General features: G+C 36.3%; 14 protein-coding genes and 3 pseudogenes. 4 read left to right on the top strand and 13 right to left on the bottom strand.

The window, feature by feature from the left end; all coding sequences use genetic code 11:
• Window positions 1–73 precede the first annotated feature (73 nt).
• The 13 genes and pseudogenes from uvrA to BTO22_RS01065 form a co-directional block, all read right to left on the bottom strand.
• The gene (gene uvrA / locus BTO22_RS01010) at window positions 74–2,899 is read right to left on the bottom strand and encodes an excinuclease ABC subunit UvrA (protein ID WP_105053928.1); all 2,826 of its coding nucleotides are present in this window, start codon (window positions 2,897–2,899) and stop codon (window positions 74–76) included.
• A gap of 177 nt (window positions 2,900–3,076) precedes the next feature.
• Window positions 3,077–3,946: a UTP--glucose-1-phosphate uridylyltransferase GalU gene (gene galU, locus BTO22_RS01015; RefSeq protein ID WP_060992574.1), complete on the bottom strand. Its 870-nt coding sequence runs from the start codon at window positions 3,944–3,946 to the stop codon at window positions 3,077–3,079.
• A 136-nt stretch (window positions 3,947–4,082) separates the two neighbouring features.
• Window positions 4,083–4,490: a hypothetical protein gene (locus tag BTO22_RS01020; RefSeq protein ID WP_060992573.1), complete on the bottom strand. Its 408-nt coding sequence runs from the start codon at window positions 4,488–4,490 to the stop codon at window positions 4,083–4,085.
• Window positions 4,487–5,607 (bottom strand): annotated as a pseudogene (locus BTO22_RS01025) (glycosyltransferase family 4 protein). Before BTO22_RS01025 ends, BTO22_RS01020 begins: the two are co-directional and overlap by 4 nt.
• Window positions 5,608–5,610: 3 nt before the next feature.
• Window positions 5,611–6,816 carry a glycosyltransferase family 4 protein gene (locus BTO22_RS01030; RefSeq protein WP_105053929.1) on the bottom strand — a complete coding sequence of 402 codons (1,206 nt, stop codon included), beginning with the start codon at window positions 6,814–6,816 and terminating at the stop codon, window positions 5,611–5,613.
• A pseudogene (locus BTO22_RS01035) lies at window positions 6,813–7,821 on the bottom strand (glycosyltransferase). The gene BTO22_RS01030 and the pseudogene BTO22_RS01035 overlap by 4 nt, the downstream one beginning before the upstream one ends.
• Window positions 7,814–9,193 carry a capsular biosynthesis protein gene (locus BTO22_RS01040; RefSeq protein ID WP_105053930.1) on the bottom strand — a complete coding sequence of 460 codons (1,380 nt, stop codon included), beginning with the start codon at window positions 9,191–9,193 and terminating at the stop codon, window positions 7,814–7,816. Before BTO22_RS01040 ends, BTO22_RS01035 begins: the two are co-directional and overlap by 8 nt.
• The gene (locus tag BTO22_RS01045) at window positions 9,190–10,401 is read right to left on the bottom strand and encodes a lipopolysaccharide biosynthesis protein (protein WP_105053931.1); all 1,212 of its coding nucleotides are present in this window, start codon (window positions 10,399–10,401) and stop codon (window positions 9,190–9,192) included. The genes BTO22_RS01040 and BTO22_RS01045 overlap by 4 nt, the downstream gene beginning before the upstream one ends.
• Before the next feature lie 8 nt (window positions 10,402–10,409).
• A complete protein-coding gene (locus BTO22_RS20100) occupies window positions 10,410–10,682 on the bottom strand; it encodes a hypothetical protein (protein WP_258132407.1) in 273 nt (90 codons plus the stop codon).
• Between the two features lie 101 nt (window positions 10,683–10,783).
• Window positions 10,784–12,586, bottom strand: coding sequence for a GumC family protein (locus BTO22_RS01050; protein ID WP_258132408.1), 1,803 nt, complete (start codon window positions 12,584–12,586; stop codon window positions 10,784–10,786).
• A 3-nt stretch (window positions 12,587–12,589) separates the two neighbouring features.
• On the bottom strand, window positions 12,590–13,171 hold the full coding sequence (locus tag BTO22_RS01055; protein ID WP_105053932.1) for a polysaccharide biosynthesis/export family protein: 582 nt from the start codon (window positions 13,169–13,171) through the stop codon (window positions 12,590–12,592).
• On the bottom strand, window positions 13,172–14,518 hold the full coding sequence (locus tag BTO22_RS01060; RefSeq protein ID WP_105053933.1) for an outer membrane beta-barrel protein: 1,347 nt from the start codon (window positions 14,516–14,518) through the stop codon (window positions 13,172–13,174). It lies immediately after the preceding gene.
• Window positions 14,502–15,914 (bottom strand): annotated as a pseudogene (locus BTO22_RS01065) (undecaprenyl-phosphate glucose phosphotransferase). The gene BTO22_RS01060 and the pseudogene BTO22_RS01065 overlap by 17 nt, the downstream one beginning before the upstream one ends.
• A 308-nt stretch (window positions 15,915–16,222) precedes the next feature.
• On the opposite strand from BTO22_RS01065, the gene BTO22_RS01070 reads away from it, so the two are divergent.
• From BTO22_RS01070 to gspM, 4 genes are all read left to right on the top strand, one after another.
• Window positions 16,223–16,756, top strand: a complete 534-nt coding sequence (locus tag BTO22_RS01070; RefSeq protein WP_105053934.1) for a single-stranded DNA-binding protein — start codon at window positions 16,223–16,225, stop codon at window positions 16,754–16,756.
• A gap of 245 nt (window positions 16,757–17,001) precedes the next feature.
• Complete coding sequence (csrD, locus tag BTO22_RS01075; protein WP_105053935.1) at window positions 17,002–18,981, top strand: RNase E specificity factor CsrD; 1,980 nt, start codon at window positions 17,002–17,004, stop codon at window positions 18,979–18,981.
• A 130-nt stretch (window positions 18,982–19,111) separates the two neighbouring features.
• A complete protein-coding gene (locus tag BTO22_RS01080) occupies window positions 19,112–20,560 on the top strand; it encodes an MSHA biogenesis protein MshI (RefSeq protein ID WP_258132409.1) in 1,449 nt (482 codons plus the stop codon).
• Window positions 20,560–21,198, top strand: a complete 639-nt coding sequence (gspM, locus tag BTO22_RS01085) for a type II secretion system protein GspM (RefSeq protein ID WP_105053937.1) — start codon at window positions 20,560–20,562, stop codon at window positions 21,196–21,198. The genes BTO22_RS01080 and gspM overlap by 1 nt, the downstream gene beginning before the upstream one ends.
• The last annotated feature ends 1 nt before the right edge of the window (window position 21,199 follow it).

Consider the following 21,199-nt stretch of genomic DNA (forward strand, 5'->3'; position numbering starts at 1 on the left):
TGAGAATAAAAGTAAAGCCAACAAAATGCTGGCTTTATTCTATCTGATCCAAGCAATAAAAGGCTTAATTTTATTACTTTAGCATTGGTTTTAAGAAGCGTGCCGTATGAGAGCCCTCAATTAATGCAACATCTTCTGGTGTTCCTTCTGCAATTATCTCTCCACCTCCTTGTCCGCCTTCTGGTCCTAAATCGATAATCCAGTCTGCGGTTTTTACTACATCAAGATTGTGTTCGATAACCACTATCGTATTTCCTCGTTCTCGTAAACGGTGAAGAACATTTAATAGTTGTTGAATATCGTGGAAATGCAATCCAGTTGTTGGCTCATCTAAGATATACAGTGTTTTTCCTGTGTCTCGTTTAGAGAGCTCGCGAGCTAACTTCACTCGTTGGGCTTCACCACCAGAGAGTGTGGTAGCAGCTTGGCCTAAGCGAATATAAGATAAGCCTACATCCATTAAGGTTTGTAGCTTTCTAGCGATAACAGGTACTGGCTCAAAGAAGGTATGAGCATCTTCAATGGTCATTTGGAGTACTTCGTCAATACTCTTACCCTTGTATTTTACCTCTAGTGTTTCACGGTTATATCGCTTCCCAGTACATACATCACATGGCACGTACACATCAGGTAAGAAGTGCATTTCGACTTTGATTACGCCATCACCTTGACATGCTTCACAGCGACCACCGCGAACGTTAAAGCTAAAGCGACCAGGTTTATAGCCACGTGAACGTGATTCTGGAGTGCCTGAAAACAGCTCACGAATAGGGGTAAAGATCCCTGTATAAGTTGCAGGATTTGATCGAGGAGTTCGGCCAATTGGACTTTGGTCAATGTCGATCACTTTATCAAAATGTTCGATCCCTTTGATCTTTTTATAAGGAGCAGGTTCTGATGTGGTAGCTCCATTTAATTGCGTATGGGCGATCTTAAAGAAGGTATCGTTAATTAACGTTGATTTTCCTGAGCCAGAAACGCCCGTTACACAAGTAAAGAGGCCTACGGGTAATTTTAATGTGACGTCTTTTAAGTTATTACCTGTCGCTCCAATTAATTCGACCTGTTTTTTAGGATCGGCTTTGATGCGTTCTTTAGGTACCGCGATTTCTTTAGCACCACTTAAGTATTGGCCTGTTAGTGAATTTGGGTTCGAAATAATAGCTTGGTAATCACCTTCAGCCACAATATGACCACCATGAATCCCAGCGCCTGGACCAATATCAATAATATGGTCGGCACTTCTTATCGCGTCCTCGTCATGCTCCACCACAATGACGGTATTACCAAGATCACGAAGGTGATTAAGGGTTTTTAATAGGCGCTCATTGTCTCGTTGATGAAGACCGATAGAAGGTTCATCAAGAACGTACATAACACCAACTAAACCCGCACCAATTTGACTTGCTAAGCGAATACGCTGCGCTTCGCCACCAGAAAGGGTATCAGCACTGCGTGATAAATTAAGGTAATTTAAACCTACATTGATAAGGAAATGCAGACGTTCATTAATCTCTTTCATTACTTTATCTGCGATTTGAGCTTTTTGCCCTTTCAGTTCTAGAGAACTAAAAAATGCCATTGAGTCTTGAATACTCATTTCACAGATTTCAGGTAATGTTGTATCACCAACAAATACACTACGCGCTTCTAAACGTAAACGCGTACCGTGACAGCTTGAACAAGATTGAGTCGAAATATATTTAGATAAATCATCACGAACAGAACTTGATTCTGTTTCTTTGTAGCGACGGTCAAGCGTATTTAATATGCCCTCAAAAGGGTGACGTTTAACACGTAAATCACCACGGTCATTACTGTATTGAAACTCAACTTCTTCCGTTCCTGAACCATTAAGAATGATATTTTGGAATTTCTTCGATAGAGATTTAAATGGTGCGAAAAGATCGAATCCATAATGATTTGCTAATGAAGTTAGCATTTGGAAGTAGTAATAGTTTTTTTGATCCCAGCCTTTAATTGCGCCTTCTGCAATGCTGAGCTTATTGTCTAAAACAATTCGGTCGGCATCAAAATATTGTTGAACACCTAGACCATCACAAGTACCACAAGCTCCTGCTGGGTTATTGAATGAAAATAGGCGAGGCTCAAGTTCTGACATGCTGTAACCACAATGTGGACATGCAAAGTTAGCAGAGAAAATCAGGGGTTCATCTTTGCTATCATCCATATAATCGACAACAGCAATACCGCCTGTAAGCTCTAAAGCGGTTTCAAAAGATTCAGCAAGGCGTTGTTTTAGGTCCTCTCTGACTTTAAAACGATCAACAACGACTTCAATGGTGTGTTTTTTATGTAATTCCAACGTCGGTGGATCTGAAAGATCGCAAACTTCGCCATCAATACGAGCGCGAATAAATCCTTGAGCAGCTAAATTTTCTAAGGTTTTAACATGTTCACCTTTACGCTCTTTCACAATAGGAGCTAATAGCATCAGCTTTGTGCCTTCAGGTAACTCTAGCGCTTTATCAACCATTTGACTGATAGTTTGTGCAGTTAGTTCTACATGATGCTCAGGGCAACGAGGTTCGCCAATACGTGCATATAAAAGACGTAAATAATCGTAAATCTCAGTAATTGTTCCGACAGTAGAACGAGGATTGTGAGACGTTGATTTTTGTTCGATAGAAATAGCAGGAGAAAGGCCTTCGATGTGGTCTACATCTGGTTTTTCCATTAGGGATAAAAACTGGCGAGCATAAGCAGATAACGACTCTACATAGCGTCGTTGACCTTCTGCATATAAAGTATCAAAGGCCAAAGAGGATTTGCCTGAACCAGATAAACCAGTAATAACGGTTAGTTTATCTCTTGGGATAGTTAAACTAATGTCTTTTAGGTTATGGGTTCTTGCCCCTCTAACTTCAATTTTATCCATGAAAATGTCTCTCTGCTTTAAAGAATAACTAGAGATAAGTATTGCACAGAGTATCAAAACAACAAAGAGGTACTGGGTAAAAAAACAGTAGTTTTATTAAAAGGGAGATATTATGTGGGAAATAAAAACGCCTTGAGATATATCACAAGGCGTTTATATAACTAGTAAGCAGAGGTATTATTTTTTACCTGTTTTTTGTTGTGCAAGTTCTGCGGATTTTTTATCTTTTAAGTAAATATTTTCGTAGCAGTAGTTAGTTGCTTCGATGTAGCCCTCAACGCTACCACAGTCAAAACGCTTACCTTTGAATTTATACGCAAGAACACAACCTGATTGAGCTTGTTTTAATAGCGCATCAGTGATTTGGATCTCACCACCTTTGCCTGGCTCTGTTGTTTCTAGAATTTCAAAAATATCAGGAGTTAAAATATAACGACCAATAATGGCAAGGTTACTTGGTGCTGTTCCTGGTTCTGGTTTTTCAACCATGTTGTCTACACGATATAAATCGTCTTTGATCATTTCACCAGCAATAACGCCGTATTTGTGAGTTTCGTTATCTGGCACTTCTTCTACTGCCACAATAGAGCAGCGGAATTGCTTATACAGCGCAACCATTTGTGAAAGAACACCTTGTTCTTCATTAACACACAAGTCATCTGCAAGTACGACAGCAAACGGTTCATCACCTACAAGTTCGCGACCAGTAAGAATAGCATGACCTAAACCTTTCATTTCACGCTGACGAATGTAAGTAAAGTGAGCTGCGTCGATCAATTCACGAACATCTTCAAGTAATTCTTCTTTATTGGTACCACTAATTTGGTGTTCTAATTCGTAGTTCTTATCAAAGTGATCCATTAATGAATGCTTACCACGACCTGTTACTACACAAATTCCGTCCATACCTGCATTGATAGCTTCTTCTACGCCGTATTCAATCAGAGGCTTGTTTACCACTGGCATCATTTCTTTTGGCATTGATTTCGTTGCTGGTAAAAAGCGAGTGCCGTAGCCTGCGGCAGGGAAAAGACATTTTTTGATCATTACAAAGTCCTAGAAAACAAGATTAAAATTAGTGAATAACGCTTACTTGAGCATTATTGTTATGAGTGCAGTTTAGCGATTAAGTAAACTGAAATGAAGCGCTTTAGATGAAAAGGGAGCTTGGTATCATTATTAATTAGGTAATATTCATAAGTTCTTTAAACCAATCCCAAATTCCGAATGAGAAATTATGAAATATGTCGATCCCGAGTGCTGATTTTATTAAATATAAAGTAACAACCGCTAGAGCAAATAGGCTCAGTACACCTAGGGCCATTAGCAATGTCATCATAAAGACAGCAAAAGGAGACTCATTTCTTAATTGTTGTCTAAAATCACGACCTAATAAGAAAACGAAGAAGTAACGTTTATTGAATATAGAAATGCTTTTTCGAATATCGACTTTATTATTCGAGCCAAGTCCTGTTGCTATGATTGCTCGTTCTATCGATTTTCGTTGCTCACTCGTGAGTTCACTTGCTGTTGTTTCATCAAGAGATGCATAGAACTGAGCGATTAAACGTTGTTGTTTTTTATTCATCATGACTTCTTTTTAGATGTTGTTTGGTTATAAACAGACATTGTCTGTTTTGCTATTTTTTTCCAATCATAATAATTAAGATACTTGTCGTAGTTGATTTTTTTAGTGTCGATTTGAGCATGATGTACTAACTGTGCTGATAATTCATTGATATCACCAACAGAGAAATAACTCTCATTAGTCAATTTTACTTCTAAGTTAGCAGGAATATTACTCACAATTGCCGGCAATGAATAAGACATTGCTTCTAATAAGGCAATAGGTAAACCTTCATGATATGAAGGCATTACAAAAGTTTTGGCTTGAGAGAAAAGGGCTTGTAACTGTTCACCCTTTAAGAAACCAGTCATGATGACGCCATCTACTTTACTTGCCTGCTCTTTTAGTTTTTCACTATAAGGTGTTGGGTGATCGGTATCGCCCATAATAACTAAAGGAATTGATAAATTAGCTTTACCATAAGCCTCAATTAAATCATGAAATCCTTTTTCTTCAACTAAGCGACCTACCGCTACAAAATAATTATTGGTGCTTAGAGAAAGTGTAGAGAGTGCATGCTCTATTTTTTCTTGTGCTAATGGCCTTGGTAATTTTACGCCATTATAGATCAGGTGAGCGTCATGACGATTATATTTATCTTTAATGATGTTATTAATAACCTCTGAAATAACAATAACTTCATTCGCGTAAGTAACTGCTAACTTTTCACCAAGTTGAAGGATACGTTTAGCAACCCCACCCCATTTTTGACGATCATAATCAGGGCCGTGATGAGTGAAAATTACTTTTTTCCGAGTAGATGCAATAATGGGACCACAAGACCTGGACCAATAGCGTGCACATGAACAATTTTTGATTTATCAAAAAGAGTAGAAAATGAAGCCAGAGTCGAGTGAATAATTGCTTCTAATGATTTCTTTTTTGGAGCCCAAATAGCTTTTGTTTTTACGCCTTGATAGCTTGATGTTTTGTAGTCAACGTAAGGTGAACGAGCGACTATACAAATATCACTATTAAATTGTTTATGGATCTCAGGGTAGAGGTGTTGACAATGTGTTTCGACGCCACCAAGTACATTTGGGATCCCACGAGTACCAATAACGGTGATTTTATTTGTCATCTGTTATCCTTTTAAAAGCGCTTGGTATAGATTTAATAAATCTGTTTTATGTTTGCTGAGTGTGTATTTACTTAAAAATCGTTCTCTGGCATTACTGCTCATTTGGGTTGTTTTTTCTGGTTCAGTAATTAATGAATCTAGCTTATTTGCTAGATCTTGGGCATTACCTGCTTCAAATAAGTAGCCATCAATACCATCACGGATTTGTTCTGGTATTCCACCAATTTTAGAACCAATCACAGGCTTACCATAAGATAAAGCTTCGATAACAGACATTGAGCAGTTTTCATAGCATTCCGATGGAACAACGACGGCTTTTGCTTCTTTAATTAGAGTTAATAATTCCTCGCCGATCTTAAAACCAAGTAATTCAGCTATTGGGTACGTTTCTTTTAATTGTGCAAATTCAGGGCCGTCACCAACGATTTTTAATCCTGCTTTTTGCGACATGAGTTGGTGTGCTTTTGCGAGAGTTGGTACGCCTTTTTCTTGGCTTAATCTACCTAAGTAAAGAAAATAACCTTGGTCACTTGTTCCTTCTAAAGATACATTTTCGTCAATACCGTTAACAATGACATCAACTCGGTTATTAGGTAGTTTTTGCTGAATAAATCGGCCAAGAAAGCGACTTGGAGAAATAATTGCGTCAAGCTGTTGGTAGTTTTTACTGATATTTTGGTAGATAGCTTCAATAGAAAGTAAAACACTTTTTGCTAGAGAGCCTTCCTGACATCGATATTTGGTCGCATTCCAAACAGAGCCATGAACACAGGCTTCGCATGTATGACCATCACGGTACATAGTGTAGCTTGGGCAAGCAATTTTAGTATCGTGGGCAGTAAGTACCGTTTTGCAGCCAGACTGTTTTGCCACCTTGATTATGGATGGTGTTAATTGGTGATAGATATTATGAAAATGCACCAAGTCAGGTTTTTCTTGTTCTAATAATGTTTTAAATTTTTCGCATGCTTTACTGTTATGGATAAAATTTACAGCAGTCTCAATTTTATTCTTAATAGTTTGCTCTTGATAATAATCGACGTTATCAACAAAAAAATCAGTGTATTTTGAGGCTAGATTTTTTTCATGTTTCATCGAAAATTCAATAATATCGACACCTTCCGAGAGCAGCATATCTCGCTCCTGAAAGTACACTGTTTCAGCCCCGCCTTTCATAAAGAAAAACTTATTAACTAACAGAATTTTCATTTTTTGCCCTCGTTAATAACTTTATGCTGTGGTGGTTGTTTTGGGTCTTTAAGTGGTAAAAATAACCCTCGAATTAAACCGATTGAAAAAACAGATAGATTAAATACACTTTGAAGAGCGTCTCTGATTGATTTGTTTTTAATTGTTTTTAATTGTTTTTAAAGCAATAAATGCGAATAAAGGCAGGGCAGAAAAAACAATAATAGCGGGGTCTAATGTGAAGAATGAACCGAATAACATCATTAAATAAAGTGTAAAAATAGCTTCATTTTTAATAGTGTTTAATGCTTTTTTAAATAGAGGAGTTCCAAAGGAGCCTTTTAGAAGCTCGCCAGAAGCAAATAGGTAGCCACCTTTCCATCGGTGTTTCATCAATGCTAATGAGGACATGGTGTAAGAAGTATGAAAGAAATATGGAACATTAAGTCGATGCAGTTTATAGCCAGCTAAACTTAAGCGCATTCCTAATTCTGACTCTTCATAAGCATGTAAATTGCGATTAGTTAAATAACCAAGTTTATCAATGGCACTTTTTCGATATAAGCCACCGCCGCCTAAATGGGAGCAATCGCCTAATGGATAGATTTGGTCTATACGCTGTTTGCGAGATTTAAACTCATAGCTATCAACATCATCCATTTCGACAACACCAGCAACACCTGCGTAGTCAGGGTGACTCATTAAGAAAGAAATACCTTGCTCTATGAAGTCAGGTTCTAATTCCATATCTCCATCAAGTAGCAATAAGAAATCGCCTTCACTATGTAAGTAGCCTAATTGATGGCCAACACCACAGCAGCGATCTTGTGCATTGGTTAATGAGACAACCGTTACTTCCATTTCTGATGCAATTGTTTGCGTCCTATCAGTGGATAAGCTGTCAGCAACAATAATTTTATGGGGGTATTCTCCCATGTGCTGCTGAATGCTACTAATGGTTTTAGCTAGACCAGCTTCTTCGTTATAGGTTTTAATAATAACCGAAATAAAAGGGAAATTAGTCATGATTCGCTGCCGCCGTGATTAGGGATTTTCGGATCACTAAGTTTGAACCTAATGATAGGTAAAAAATAAACTGAAGCATAGGAACCAACATCAATATTTGGCTATACGGAAGACTTAATAAGCAAGCAATAGCAAAAGCATTGAATGCGGGAGGGTAGCTCATTAATTTAATGTCGTCTTGTGTTACTTCATCTCGATTAAATAGGGGGGTAGGTTTACATACTCGAAGAATATAGAGTGTCATAGATATGAAAAATAATGTTCCAACGAGGCCTAATTCCCATAAAAGAACACTTAATGCTGTTGTATCTAGAATTAGATTAAAAAAGACATTCAAAAATCCTGGTGAGATAGCGCTTCCGTGGTTTGTGGTATTTAATCCATAACCAAATAATGCACTTGGAAGACCATAAAGATCGTTATTATTAATCCAAAAGAAAACAGTAGTCATTCGCCCTAACTCACCTGATGGCATTATGTAATTAGGGTCGAAAATATATTCTAAAGAACCCATGAAAATATCTAATGGTCCTTTTTCTGGGTCACTGCCGAAAGCTGATGAATAAGAAATTGAAAGTAATAAGATGGCAATACTCATAAGGAAAAACATGCCAGCTACAATAGATAAAATAATTTTTATGTCGTAGCTTTTCATGCCTTTTATGTAGCTAGGTGATAACCATACATAAGCCAATAGAATTGGTGATAATAAAATAACGAATTTTACTTCACCTAAAATACAAAGGGTAAATGCAGCACCAATATGTAGGATGGTTGATTTTATTGAACACAAGCCATGTTTATATTCAGAAAGCTTAAGTAACATTATGAGTAAACAAAAAAGTCCCATTGCTGCTGTATTGCCGCCTCCCATAGGGTCTCCACCAAAGGTCCCCACAACGGAATCCCATTTTTCAAACTCACCATGCGCGATAACACGCTTTGGCACAATGACTAGTATTTGAAATAAAATTACTGGGAATTGGGCATAAAAAATCCAATAAAGTGTTTTTGTTACTCGGTATATCTGAGATTCGCGGCAAAACCTCAATAATAGACAAAATAGAATTAAAGAGAGAGCGAGTTCATTTTTTAAGCCTATGATCGTAGTGGTTATACCATTTTGAAGAAAAGTACTGAGTACTGCTTGGACGAAGAAACCAGTAAATAAAATAAGTATGATGATTTCTTTGTGATCAAGGCCTAACGGTGAGTACCTATTCTGTAAAAATAGTAAGCCTGTCATTGTGAAAGCAAGCAAAAATGGCAACCATAAAATGGCAGAAATTCCGGTGAAATATTGTGTTACCCCACAAAGGACGAGGCTGGTAACTGCATAAAATTGCAAAAATAAACCGGTATTTAACGTCATGACATTTTATCTTCCTGCGCTAACCGATGAGCTCTTTGATTTACTTTTCTATAGATAAAACTGTAACGAACCAATGATAGAGTCGAAAATAAAAGAACTGAATAAGCGTAATCGTTATGGAAATATGGGAATATAACAAAGGCGATTACAATGACTAATAATTGCTCAATTTGGATGCGCAGAAAGTACTTAGGCGAGCCAAAAACCAATTCGATAACAGTAAGAGGGCAAACGGCAAGAGCAGGAAGTAAATAAGGCAGCATATAGCGAGACATTGGTACTGAGCTTAACCATTCATCATTAAAACCAAGTTGCATGACGAGTGGATAGAAGATAAATACACCTACCGTGGCGATAAGTCCCAGGATAAGAAGCATTAGGCGGACTTTTTTAAACTCTTGGAAATTAAAGGTGTTGTGACGAAAGTCGATAGACCACTTCGAAAAAATAGAATTTCGAACTGCATTACCAACAATGGTGACTGGTGCTAAGCAGAAGCGATTCACTACCGCAAAATAACCTGCAATTAATGGGGAAAACCAAAAGTTAATTAAGAGAGTTGGTAAGTTATTATTTGCCATCGCTAAAATTTCAGCACTTCCAATCCCACTAAGATGAACTCGATTCTCTTTCATAAACTGTAGATTCTTTTTTAAAGAGAAATGAGAAAAGTGAATTTGTGAAAAAGAAATTGAATGTAAAAGCCAAGCTGTTATAAGAGTAAATAAGCCAATAGCCCAACTTAAATAGAAGAGCTTAGTGGTTGGAGTTAAGAATACCGCTCCGATGACAAGCAGTGAAATAGAAATGCGTTGAAAGGCTAATAAACGGATGCTCTCTATTCTTAGTAATAAGTTTTCTGATACTAAAATCCAAGCATGACAAAGGGTTAGTACATACAGTAAATACCCATTCAATTCAAAAAATAATGTCATTATAAAGTTATAAGGTAGGGCGATAACCAAGCTTTGTAGTAATGAAAAAATAATATTTTGAGTTACTTTTTCTTCACTTTGTTTAGGGAGGAGTAATTGGGATGCAAAGGTACAAATCTGCGCTCCAATTAAGACAATGCTGTATACCAATGCGTAAGTACCCACTTGTGTCATATCGTACTTGTGGGAAATTAGCCAAATAGATATTGCCCCGATTATTTGAGAAATAACAGAGGCACCAGCAATCGTTGAAACGCTTTTAAGTAAACTCATTCGTAAACCTAGCTTAATAAATCTTCGTTTTGATGAATTAGTTGTTGTTTAGTTTCTTCTGTTTCTAATTCGTCATCAGCGACATTATTTAATATGGCACCAATGATTGGGGTTTGCTGTTGAGTCAACTTATCAATGTTAGTTAAGATATTGTTTGCGCTTAATGTGCCCGCTTTAACGGTATAAATAACCCCCGATAAATAACGAGTAATTAGCTGTGTATCTTTACTTTCTGAGAGTGCCGGCAAATGCACGATAACTTGCTCAAACTGTTGATTCATTTCTTGCAATCTTAATTCTAGTTCTTGTGAAGATAGCGTAAGCAGGGGAGCAGAAGTCAAGGTACCACGTGGCAAGAACGATAAATTATTTGCTAATGAAATTATACAATCATTAATTGGGTGATTTTTTCGAGTACTTCAGCCATTCCCATGACAGTTAATATAGGTAATACCTCTGAATTACTCTCTTCTTCGTTAGGTGAACTTAGTTGTTCACTTAAAGGTTGAGTCATTAACAGTTCTTCTGTGAGAGAGTTATCCTTCCTAAAGTCTAAATCTATTAATAGTGTTGAACGGTCTTGCGATAAAGATAGAGCAAGAAGGTAGCTGCTTAACTCATTGCTTTCGTTAGAATTAGTTGAGACCAAACCAATAGTCGGCCAAGGTTTGTCATTTAATAAAATACTGGTTCTAATTGCATGGACAGTCTCTCCAGAGTAAGAGTTAGCAAAGAAACCTTTAGAGAATAGAGAAATTTCTTCAATATAGTTGAATGGAAGGAGCTCTCCGATTGCATTGAGGCCTAAACGAGTTCTAACTTGCGTTAAATTATTTATTGATTTATTTAATGCTGATTTAATTATTATAAATAATAAGCTGATAATAAATGTCATCATGAATATCATGATGATAAATAAAGTTTTATTTGGTTTGCTTGGCTTGTTAGGTATAGTTGCAGAGTCTAATAATGTCGCTGTTGGTTCTCGATACTGGACGGTTAATTCTTGCTCCTTACTACGCGAAAATATTTTTTCATACAACTCTTGCGTCTTATCTAAATCCGCTTTCATTGTATTGTAGGTGTCTTTTTGAGCAGCTAGCTTTGTGAAATTTTTTCTTTGTTCATTAAGTAAAGCTTTGTATTTATTTTCTCGCTCTATTGACGCTTGATATTCTTTATATAATCCAGTTTTAAGCTCTTTTAATAGCGAAGTAGTTTGCAATTCGATAGCATTAATTTGAGCTTTAGCTTCTAAAATTAGTGGGTTCTTTGGGCCATATTTCTTTTGTAGATCAAATAAGCTACGTCTTGCTTGAATAAGTGCAATACGTAAATCTTGTAATTGAGCATGATTAGAAATCGAAGGTAGGGTTGCAACATCATCAAGAGAATATCCAAGTGCCTCACTCACAGTGTTGTAGTTTGCTTTTGCTGTGATTCGTTTTTCTTTTGCTGTCGCTAAACGATCATTGACTAAGGCTAATTGCTCTGTTTCAAAACCATCAATACCTTGATAAGTTAATAAGCCATGTTCGCTAAGAAATTTTTCTATGTCGCTTTTTTGCTGCTTGATTTTTTCTTTTAGCTCTTTCATGCGAATAGTATTCCACTCTTGAGCTTGCTTCGTTTTCTCTACTTTGCGTTTTTCTTCTAGATTAATATAAGCTTCAACTATGGCATTTGCTACTTCAGCTGACATCTTTGGGGATTTTGATTCATAAGAAATTTTCACCAATTGACTAAAGCGAATCGGAGTGACGGAGAGGGTTTTACTGATGCTCTTTACTATTTGTTGTATATGCTCTTTTTCTGAAATGTTTTTTTCTGTTTTTTTGATTTCAAATAGCGGATCGTCTTGTAAATTTAACTTTAGAACTGCCTCTTCTATCACTTGCTTTGATTGAATAACTTCAATTTGAGTTGGGTAGTATTCAGCTTGAGTTGCGTCAAAATCTTCGACTTGATCAATCGGAGTTGAGTTATCTGACTTTGCTTTTAATATGAGAGTTGCAGTTGCAGAATATTGAGGCGTCATTGAGTAAATTAATGGTAAAGCAACAAGAGTTACTGTCAAAACAATAAGTAGAACTCGTAAGCGGTACTTCTTAAACTCTTTTAAAAAGTTAGAAAAATCAATTGTGCTTTCTAACTTTTTTCCATTTTCTATAATTGATTGTGCCATAATTTAGAAAAAACTCTGTTCAATAATAACAACATCACCCGGACCTATTGGATAGGTTGGACCCACATTTTCAATTAATTCATTTGTTGCTGCTAACCGAATATTTATACCATCTCTATCTGAGCGGTCAGTAAAACCACCGGCCATCGCTATTGCTTGCTCTACAGTTAACCCAGGTTGAAATTCATATCCATTAGGGTTGGCAACTTCGCCACTAATAAAGAACTTTCTAAATGCTTCTATACTGACGGTAACCATAGGCTGTACGATGTAACCATCTTCAAGCTTGAGTTCAATGTCTTTTTCAACTTGTGCTGGTGTTCTTCCTATAAGTTGTATATCACCAATGTAAGGAAAGTTTACAAATCCACCACGATGAATTTTTAACTGTAAGCTCATTTCTGGTTCTTTGAAGACAGATATATCAATGCTATCCCCAGCACCTAAAACGTAGTCTAATTCATCTTTTGGAATCGTATTTTCTGACTTCTGGTTTTCTGTATTTATAGGTAATGGCGCGTCTGATGCATAAGCGTGAGAGAGCACTGAGATGAATAAGCAAAAAGATATAAAGAGGGATTTCATCTAAATCTGCACTTTAGTTGTAAACATAATAATGGATTTGTCGTAGCCTAGTGTTTGTATTATGGTTTCTGCGGAATCGTTGATTTCAAAATCATCGAATTCTTTATCTGACTCATTAATTAATTGCTGATAGCTTAACTCTAGTATAATTGATGGTCTAAATTTGTACGTTAATTTTGCGATAATATCGGTTGTTGTGGTCGTTTTTCCATCATCTTGATTTTTATCTGCACTGATTTCATAATTAAAACCTAATTCAGTTGAGAGTCTATTAGACCACCCAAAATGTTGCCAGCGTGTCCCATACTTAGTCTTTAAAACATAGCCTCCAATTTCGGTTGGATCTTCTACACTTTGATCTGTAAATAAGTGAAAGGTTGAATATCTTACCGGGCTCCAAGCTAAGTCTATATCCCAATTTAACCCTCGAAAATCTTCAGAGTCAGGTTGGTTTGGGAAGGTCTTATATAACCAAGCAATATTGGCATCAATTGTCGTTTTTCCGGTTTGCTGGGTTTTTATTCCTGCAACAAAAAAGGTCTCATTGGTATTTTTTTGAGTATCTTCGTCATAATCTCGTAGGTTACTTATTATTGAGTAACGAAATCGAGTGCGACTTGAAGCCTGATCAAATAATTCTACGGTAAACGTTGTTTGATCCCAATTTTGGTCTTTTATGTATTGGTTGAAGTTATGTTGATGGATATCGTTACTACTTCTATCATCATAGTTAAAATCTTTATATTGAACGGCAAAGCTTAATTTGCCAATACTGTCTTGCTTGTCGATACTATAACGAAGCTCTGTATTAAACATGTTTGTTTTTAATACATTATCGATACCATATTTATTAAAGCTTGCAACTGGATTACCGTTGTTGTCAACTAAGCCTTCCTGGTTAATGAAACCTTCAGTTAAACCTTCCCCACGATTTTCATGGCCAAGTTTATTTTCAATCGTAAACAATAAGTCATTATTAAAGCCCTTTTTCCAAGCTCCTATAAATCTAATTGTATGATCGTCGTAATTATCAGAGGTACTGTCTTTTTGGTATTGGCGATAATCGCCTAAATATTGGAGGGTATAAATATCCGCCCCACGAACCCCTTTTAATTGAAGCAAAGGTTTTACATTAAAAAAATCAGATTCTATATTAGGCGTTTTTTCTGATTGAAAATTTACATTATCATCATAACCATAATCAAGATCTAAACTACTTTGAAACTCAATACCAGCAGGGCCAATATGCGGTTTTGGGGTTAAATTTGCATAAGCAGTACTGCTCAGAAAGGGTAAACTAAGCAATAATAAATGCGCTGTAATGGTTGGTTTAGTAAGCAGTATCACTTACAAATCCTTTAAATACGGTCAAAAATATAATTTTAATATCAAGAGATAATGTCCAGTTTTGTAGATATTTAATATCATACTCCACTCGTTTTTCCATTTTATCTAACGTATCGGTTTCTCCGCGGTAACCATTTATTTGAGCTAATCCTGTTATCCCTGGTTTAATTTTATGTCTTACCATGTAATTGTCGACTAAGACACGATATTCCTCATTGTGAGAAACAGCGTGAGGTCTAGGGCCAACAATGGACATATCGCCTTGCAATACATTAATAAATTGAGGAAGTTCATCTAGCGAAGTGCGACGGATAAAGCTACCAAAACGCGTGACTCGTGGATCATTTTTCGTTGCTTGGGTAACAATCTCTGAGTTCTCCATTACTTTCATTGAACGGAATTTCCATACTTTAATTTTTTTTCCGCCTAATCCATAACGATCTTGTTTAAATAAAATAGGGCCTGGTGAACTCAGTCTCACACCTAAAGCCACAATGCAAAGTACGGGTAAAATCAGCAAGGTAATAAGCGAACCAATAACGGTATCTTCAATGCGCTTTGTTAGCGCTCCTAGGCCTTCAAATGGTGAACTAAAAATGCTAAATGTATGAACGTTACCAATTCGAGCTATTTGAGAGACGCTCAGTTTATAAGTGTATAAATCAGGAACAATATAAGCATCAACGGTAGAGTTAGATAATTGAAGTATTGCGTCTTTGATTCTGTCTTTTGCCACCATAGGAAGGGCAATATAAACATCGTCGATTAGATTGTTTTTCACTTTATCTATAAGTGTGGATACTTTTCCTGTATAGGAACTCTTTGCTATATAGCTGAAGCGATAATTTGAGCGATCGTCATAAAACTCGATGTTTATTTTTTGGTTTTTATATTTCTCTATCAAAGCTTTTTCAATGGAAAGGCCAGCCGGGGTCAACCCTATAATTGCAATATTTCTTACTCTTAGATTGGGTAAAATAAAGGTGTAATATGAAAGAGTACAAACTATTCGAGAAACTGAAAGAATGATGAATGTAATTGCGTACAATTGAAGGTTAATACTAGGGGATAGGTTACTAATCTCTATACCTTCTAAGTCTAGAAGTCGGAGTTTGAGCATAGAGTAAATAATGATAGCTAGACCTAGAGATAGTAATTACTTTAAAAGGTATTTTATAAGGTGTTTTTTTGTGTCAATTATATATAGACCTAAGTATTCACTGAGTAGTAGGTAGATTGTTGAGAATAATAAACCTGCAGATAGATCAATGGCCGTTTCTGTCAATCCATGAAATGAAAGTATAGACGTAAGCAAAGCATTTATTGCAATAAAATCAAAAGCCTTGATTAAGGTGCGATAGCTATTATTTATCACTTGTAGATTTTGCTGTTTCATACCACTCCAAGAACTTTAAGTTAGTTTTAACATTATATGAGTAGAAATTTATATTAAGTTAATTTACCGTCAAAAAAGTGACAGTGTATCTACTTTTATTTGTGGTAGATATCTCATATATCTGACTTATCTGCATTTTTTAAATGGTTAAGTCGTGAGGTGTACAGCAAAGCTTCTTCTATTTTAGGACGTTATAGAAAGGAACCTAAGTTTAGGACTATCAGAAATTACTATGAACGTGTTAGACTGAAGATCATTTTATATTAAATCGGGTGACATCATGTTCACCCTAATCTCTGGAGCAAACTATGGCCAGCCGTGGTATTAATAAAGTTATTCTTGTTGGTAACTTAGGGCAAGATCCTGAAATCCGTTACATGCCAAGTGGTGGTGCGGTAGCAAATATTACAATTGCAACGTCTGAATCATGGCGTGATAAAGCAACTGGTGAACAACGTGAAAAAACAGAATGGCACCGTGTGTCTTTGTTTGGAAAGTTGGCTGAAGTTGCTGGTGAATATTTACGTAAAGGTTCTCAAGTTTATGTAGAAGGTCAACTTCAAACACGTAAATGGCAAGACCAAAACGGACAAGATCGTTTTACAACAGAAGTTGTTGTTCAAGGCTTTAATGGTGTAATGCAAATGCTTGGTGGTCGTGGTCAGGGTGCTCCTGCTGGTGGTCAACAGCAGCAAGGTAATTGGGGTCAACCTCAACAGCCTGCTCAGCAAAATAATTTTGCACCGCAGCAGCAACAAGCTCCTCAACAACAAGCTCCACAAGCTGCTCAACCTCAATACAATGAGCCTCCAATGGATTTTGATGACGATATTCCGTTCTAGATCCTGTTTAAGGATTAAACGTATTGTTATAAAAACCTCGAATTTTCGAGGTTTTTTTGTTTGTATTCAATTATTAACTCATTGCTTATTTCTAATAGGCTTATGTTATTAAGGTGATTCACTCTATAGAGATATAGGTAAAATATTTGTATCATATCTAATGTGTATTTAGAGATAGTTCTAAAAATTATATTTAGAACTGTATTACGATCTACAATCTATTTGCTTCAAGGAAGAAGAGTTTAATGAGAAAAACTCCTAGTTTACGTTTAAGTAATCGTCTTATTTCATTTGTTACCTTAATGGTTTCTGCTGCTATATTTATTTTATTTATTGGTGGGGCAGTTTCTTTTAAGCAAATTGGTAATGAATATCTAGAGCACTACCTTGCTGGTGTGGTTAAAGTTGTTGATGAAGAGTTAGCCGCTCCTGAAGAAGCGAAATCAATGGCTAAATGGTTACCAAAGCTACTCAAAGCTAGCAGTGTTGTAAGTATGGAGCTTTCTTCACCTACGGGGCCAGTCTATTCATTTCAAACGTTATCTATGATGCCTGATGATAACCTTTTATATCAAAAAACCTTACCTCTTCAGATAAATAAAGGCTATTCGATTGGCTTTAAATCTCTACCTCCTTATAGTGCGTTTACTTACTCTTTAGGTGCATTATTTTCGATTACCGCTGCGATCGCAGTCATCATTGTTTCATTATTATGGGGAGTTGTTTGGTTAAGAAAGCAGCTTCACGGTTCTGAATTACTGGAAGAGCGTGGAAGAATGTTACTTGCCGGAAGATTGGATGAGTATTCTGTGGGGAGTGAGGAAGAGTGGCCAGCAACGGCTAGTTTAGCATTGGACTCAATTATTGCTGAGTTAAAAGATGCACGAAAGGAGCGCAGTCGTTTTGATACCTTCATACGGACGCATACTTTTTTAGATAAATTAACGGGCTCTGCTAATCGAGTATTATTTGATAGTAAATTAGAGTCAACGTTACAGGAATCGCAAAGCCAAGGTGTTCTTTTACTTTTACGAATTAATGGTTGGGATGATCTAATTGAAGAGCAAGGTAAAGCTGTTGCGGATGATTTGATTGTTGAGATTGGTAAGCAATTGAATAATATTATTCAGCGTTATAGTGATGGTGTTCTTTCTCGTTATTACCGTTCTGACTTTGCTTTACTTATTCCTCAGCAATCATTAAAGGAAGCTAAAATAATAGCTTCTCAGTGTTTAAAAGTTGTTGAAAAAATAATACCACCCAAGAGTTTAAATGGTGATAATTGGTGTCACATCGGGGTTAATATGTATGTGAGTGGTGAAGGAAGAGGCCGATTAATGGATGAGCTTGATATGGCTCATCGTAGTGCACTGTTGCAAAATAATAATAGTTGGTCTTTATTTAAAAAACAGCAACAGCTTACCGAAAGTTTGGGTAGCGTTCGTTGGAGAACATTATTTGATGCTATTTTTGAGCAAGAGCAACTACTTCTTTATAAGCAGCCTACCTTTTTATTTAAAGGTAATGGACTTGACCTACTTCACTTAGAAATATTTTCTCGTATTAGAGATGAAAATGGCGTCCAGATAAAAGCGTCCCGATTCTTACCTGCCATTAAACAAGTTGGCTATCAGGTAAAATTAGATAGTGCAGTATTGAAGCAAGTATTTCCTTTATTAAGTGACCCTGACTTCTCTCAATATTCATTTTCAGTACATCTACAGGTAAAGAGTTTACAAACTCCAGCATTCGTACGACAACTAAGAAACCGTTTATTACAAACCCCAAGAGTTCAACTCAAACGTTTGAGCTTTGAATTAGTTGAGGGGCAAGTTGTGACTTATTTAGATGCGGTTAGACCAATTGCAAGGCTATTAAAAAGTTTTGGGTGCCAGTTAGTTGTAGAGCAAGCCGGTAGAACTATTGTAAGTACACATTATATTAAAGATCTAAATGTTGATTACATTAAACTTCATCGTAGTTTAATGAAGGACATCTATCAACGTTATGAAAATCAATTATTTGTACGTAGTCTTTTAGGGGCGTGTGAAAACACTGGCGCGGAAGTTCTTTCCGTTGGGGTTGAGAACGAAAAAGAATTAAAACTATTGAAAGAGCTTGGTGTAGAGGGAGGACAAGGACGTGTTTTTGAAGCAGAAACAGCGTTATTTCACCACCAAGAAAAAATATCCATTCCAAAGAGACGAAATCGCTGGGGGAAGTAGAATGTCTCTCATTTTATAGATAATCCCATACCCGAAAAGAATAGAATGTTGTACTATTGCGTATGGTGTAGCTCTTTTGAGAGTGTTGTTAATAAAGTAAGAGATGAGAGTTGAACAATAAATGAATATTATGGGTGTATTTAAAAAACTGAAATTCTCTCGTTCAGTGAAAGTCACTACATCTATCGTGATACTACAAGGTGGTATTTATATTGCCAAAAGCGATAATGAAAATGAACTTAAAGAGCAACATTTTACGCCGATAGATCAATCTAATGAATGGAAAGAAGGGCTTATTGAAGCGTGCCAAAAAATGGCTCTTTCTGATTGCAAAGTAAATATTATTATTGGCTCTCATCTATATCAATCTTTTCAAATTGATAACCCTAATTTGCCTAAAGAAGAATTAACGGGTGCATTACCTTTCTTAGTTAAAGATCTTATTTCAGATCGTGTTGCCGATATAGTAGCTGATGGTGTAGAAACATCGAATGGTAAAATGCAGGTGTATATCTCTCAATTAGTGATAATTAAAACATTGATTGATTTATTACAATCTTTTTCTATTCAGGTTGGTAATATCACGCCGGATGAATTGGTGTGGAGTCATTCTAAAAAAGATGAAAGTAGCTTCATGTTACTTACATACAGTAAAGCTGCGGAATTTAAGTTATTAGCTTTTAATGAGAAGCGTTTATATCTTAACCGTTCTTTGCGTGGAATTATGCCGCCTTTAACTGGTGATTTAGAAAATAGTTTTCAATTTGATAGCTTAGCTCTAGAGTTACAGCGTTCGTTAGATTATTTAAGTGCTCAATTGCATAGTCTCAATATTAATCATTTATATGTTCGTTGTGATGATGAAGATGACTCTCTTCTTGTTTCAGAGCTACAGAAACGATTAGGTGTGCAAGTTGCCTCTTTATTACTTGAGGATCCTAGAGTATTTCGAGCCGGTGAATTATTAAGTTGGCTTGGTTTATTTAATCAACCAAACATTAATTTATATAATGATAAGTTAAAACCTCAAGTTGACTATTTTTCATTGAAGAATGTAATTGTTAGCTGGGGAATAGGCCTTATTTTTACTGGTCTATTTCTTGGGTATTATCAATGGCAGCTAAATCAGTTAGAGAGTCATATTTCTCAATTAACATCAGAAGAGAATGGTTACCGACAAGAATTATCAACGTTAAATAAAAAGCTCGAAAGCCATAAACCTTCGGCTGCAAAATTAGCCGCAATTAAGCGTTTGCAAGAAGATATTCAATCTAAAAAAGCGTCATTAAAAGTTATAGATAATTTTGATGAAGGTATGCAAATAGGTTATTCAGGCGTGATGAGTAGTTTAACCCAATTAGGTAAAGGGAACATCTCATTAACTAAGATCTATATTTCAGGCGATGATGTGAACTTTACAGGGTTTGCACGAACTCCCGATGTTGTTCCTAATTGGATTAAGAGCTTTGAAAACGAATTACATTTAGTTGGTCGTACATTCGATCAGCTAGAAATAAAAACAGATGAGGAAGGGCTGGTGTCGTTTATTTTAAACACTAAGACAGCAGAGGATAAGTAATGGAATATTGGACTAAAGCCAAAGAGGCATTTTCTGCATTATCACAACGAGAGAAAATATTAATTACTCTGGTTGGTTGGGTCGCGGTAATTTTTATTTCATTGACTGTTATTATCGAACCGAAAATAGAACAACATCAGCAGGCGCAACGAGAGGTAAATCGTTTAACGAGTTCAATTACGTCTTTGAAGCAACAAATTGAATTAGCGCAGTTTAGATTGCAAAAAGACCCAAATGTAGCAATTGATAAGCAATATCAGGAATTGACCCTTGATAGCCAAGATTTAGCTCAATTACTATCAACTCGAGTTGCTGCTTTGGTTTCACCGAGTCAGATGGCTCAACTACTAGAAACAGTATTGCAGAAATCATCAAAATTAACCTTAAAATCGATGACGACATTGCCTTCAGAAAGGCTATTAGATGAAAACAATAATGCAGGTTATTACATTCATCCAGTTAAATTGGTCTTGTCTGGTAACTATTTCGATATAGAAACATACCTTTCTAATTTAGAAGCGTTGTCAGTGAAATATTATTGGCGAAACTTTCGCTATCAAGTCGTTGAGTACCCAGTGGCTGAATTGACTATTGAAGTGTATACGTTGGGTTCTCGTAAAGGGTTTATTGGCGGTTAAT

This window comes from Aliivibrio sifiae (assembly GCF_002954705.1).
GTDB lineage: Bacteria > Pseudomonadota > Gammaproteobacteria > Enterobacterales > Vibrionaceae > Aliivibrio > Aliivibrio sifiae_A.

Excerpts from the sequence above, each read along its gene's own strand:
- BTO22_RS01045 (WP_105053931.1), bottom strand. The coding sequence starts at position 10,401 with ATGAGTTTACTTAAAAGCGTTTCAACGATTGCTGGTGCCTCTGTTATT.
- gspM (WP_105053937.1), top strand. The coding sequence starts at position 20,560 with ATGGAATATTGGACTAAAGCCAAAGAGGCATTTTCTGCATTATCACAA.
- BTO22_RS01020 (WP_060992573.1), bottom strand. The coding sequence starts at position 4,490 with ATGATGAATAAAAAACAACAACGTTTAATCGCTCAGTTCTATGCATCT.
- BTO22_RS01055 (WP_105053932.1), bottom strand. The coding sequence starts at position 13,171 with ATGAAATCCCTCTTTATATCTTTTTGCTTATTCATCTCAGTGCTCTCT.
- BTO22_RS01030 (WP_105053929.1), bottom strand. The coding sequence starts at position 6,816 with ATGAAAATTCTGTTAGTTAATAAGTTTTTCTTTATGAAAGGCGGGGCT.
- csrD (WP_105053935.1), top strand. The coding sequence starts at position 17,002 with ATGAGAAAAACTCCTAGTTTACGTTTAAGTAATCGTCTTATTTCATTT.
- BTO22_RS01040 (WP_105053930.1), bottom strand. The coding sequence starts at position 9,193 with ATGACGTTAAATACCGGTTTATTTTTGCAATTTTATGCAGTTACCAGC.
- uvrA (WP_105053928.1), bottom strand. The coding sequence starts at position 2,899 with ATGGATAAAATTGAAGTTAGAGGGGCAAGAACCCATAACCTAAAAGAC.
- BTO22_RS20100 (WP_258132407.1), bottom strand. The coding sequence starts at position 10,682 with ATGAATCAACAGTTTGAGCAAGTTATCGTGCATTTGCCGGCACTCTCA.
- BTO22_RS01050 (WP_258132408.1), bottom strand. The coding sequence starts at position 12,586 with ATGGCACAATCAATTATAGAAAATGGAAAAAAGTTAGAAAGCACAATT.
- BTO22_RS01080 (WP_258132409.1), top strand. The coding sequence starts at position 19,112 with ATGGGTGTATTTAAAAAACTGAAATTCTCTCGTTCAGTGAAAGTCACT.
- BTO22_RS01070 (WP_105053934.1), top strand. The coding sequence starts at position 16,223 with ATGGCCAGCCGTGGTATTAATAAAGTTATTCTTGTTGGTAACTTAGGG.
- galU (WP_060992574.1), bottom strand. The coding sequence starts at position 3,946 with ATGATCAAAAAATGTCTTTTCCCTGCCGCAGGCTACGGCACTCGCTTT.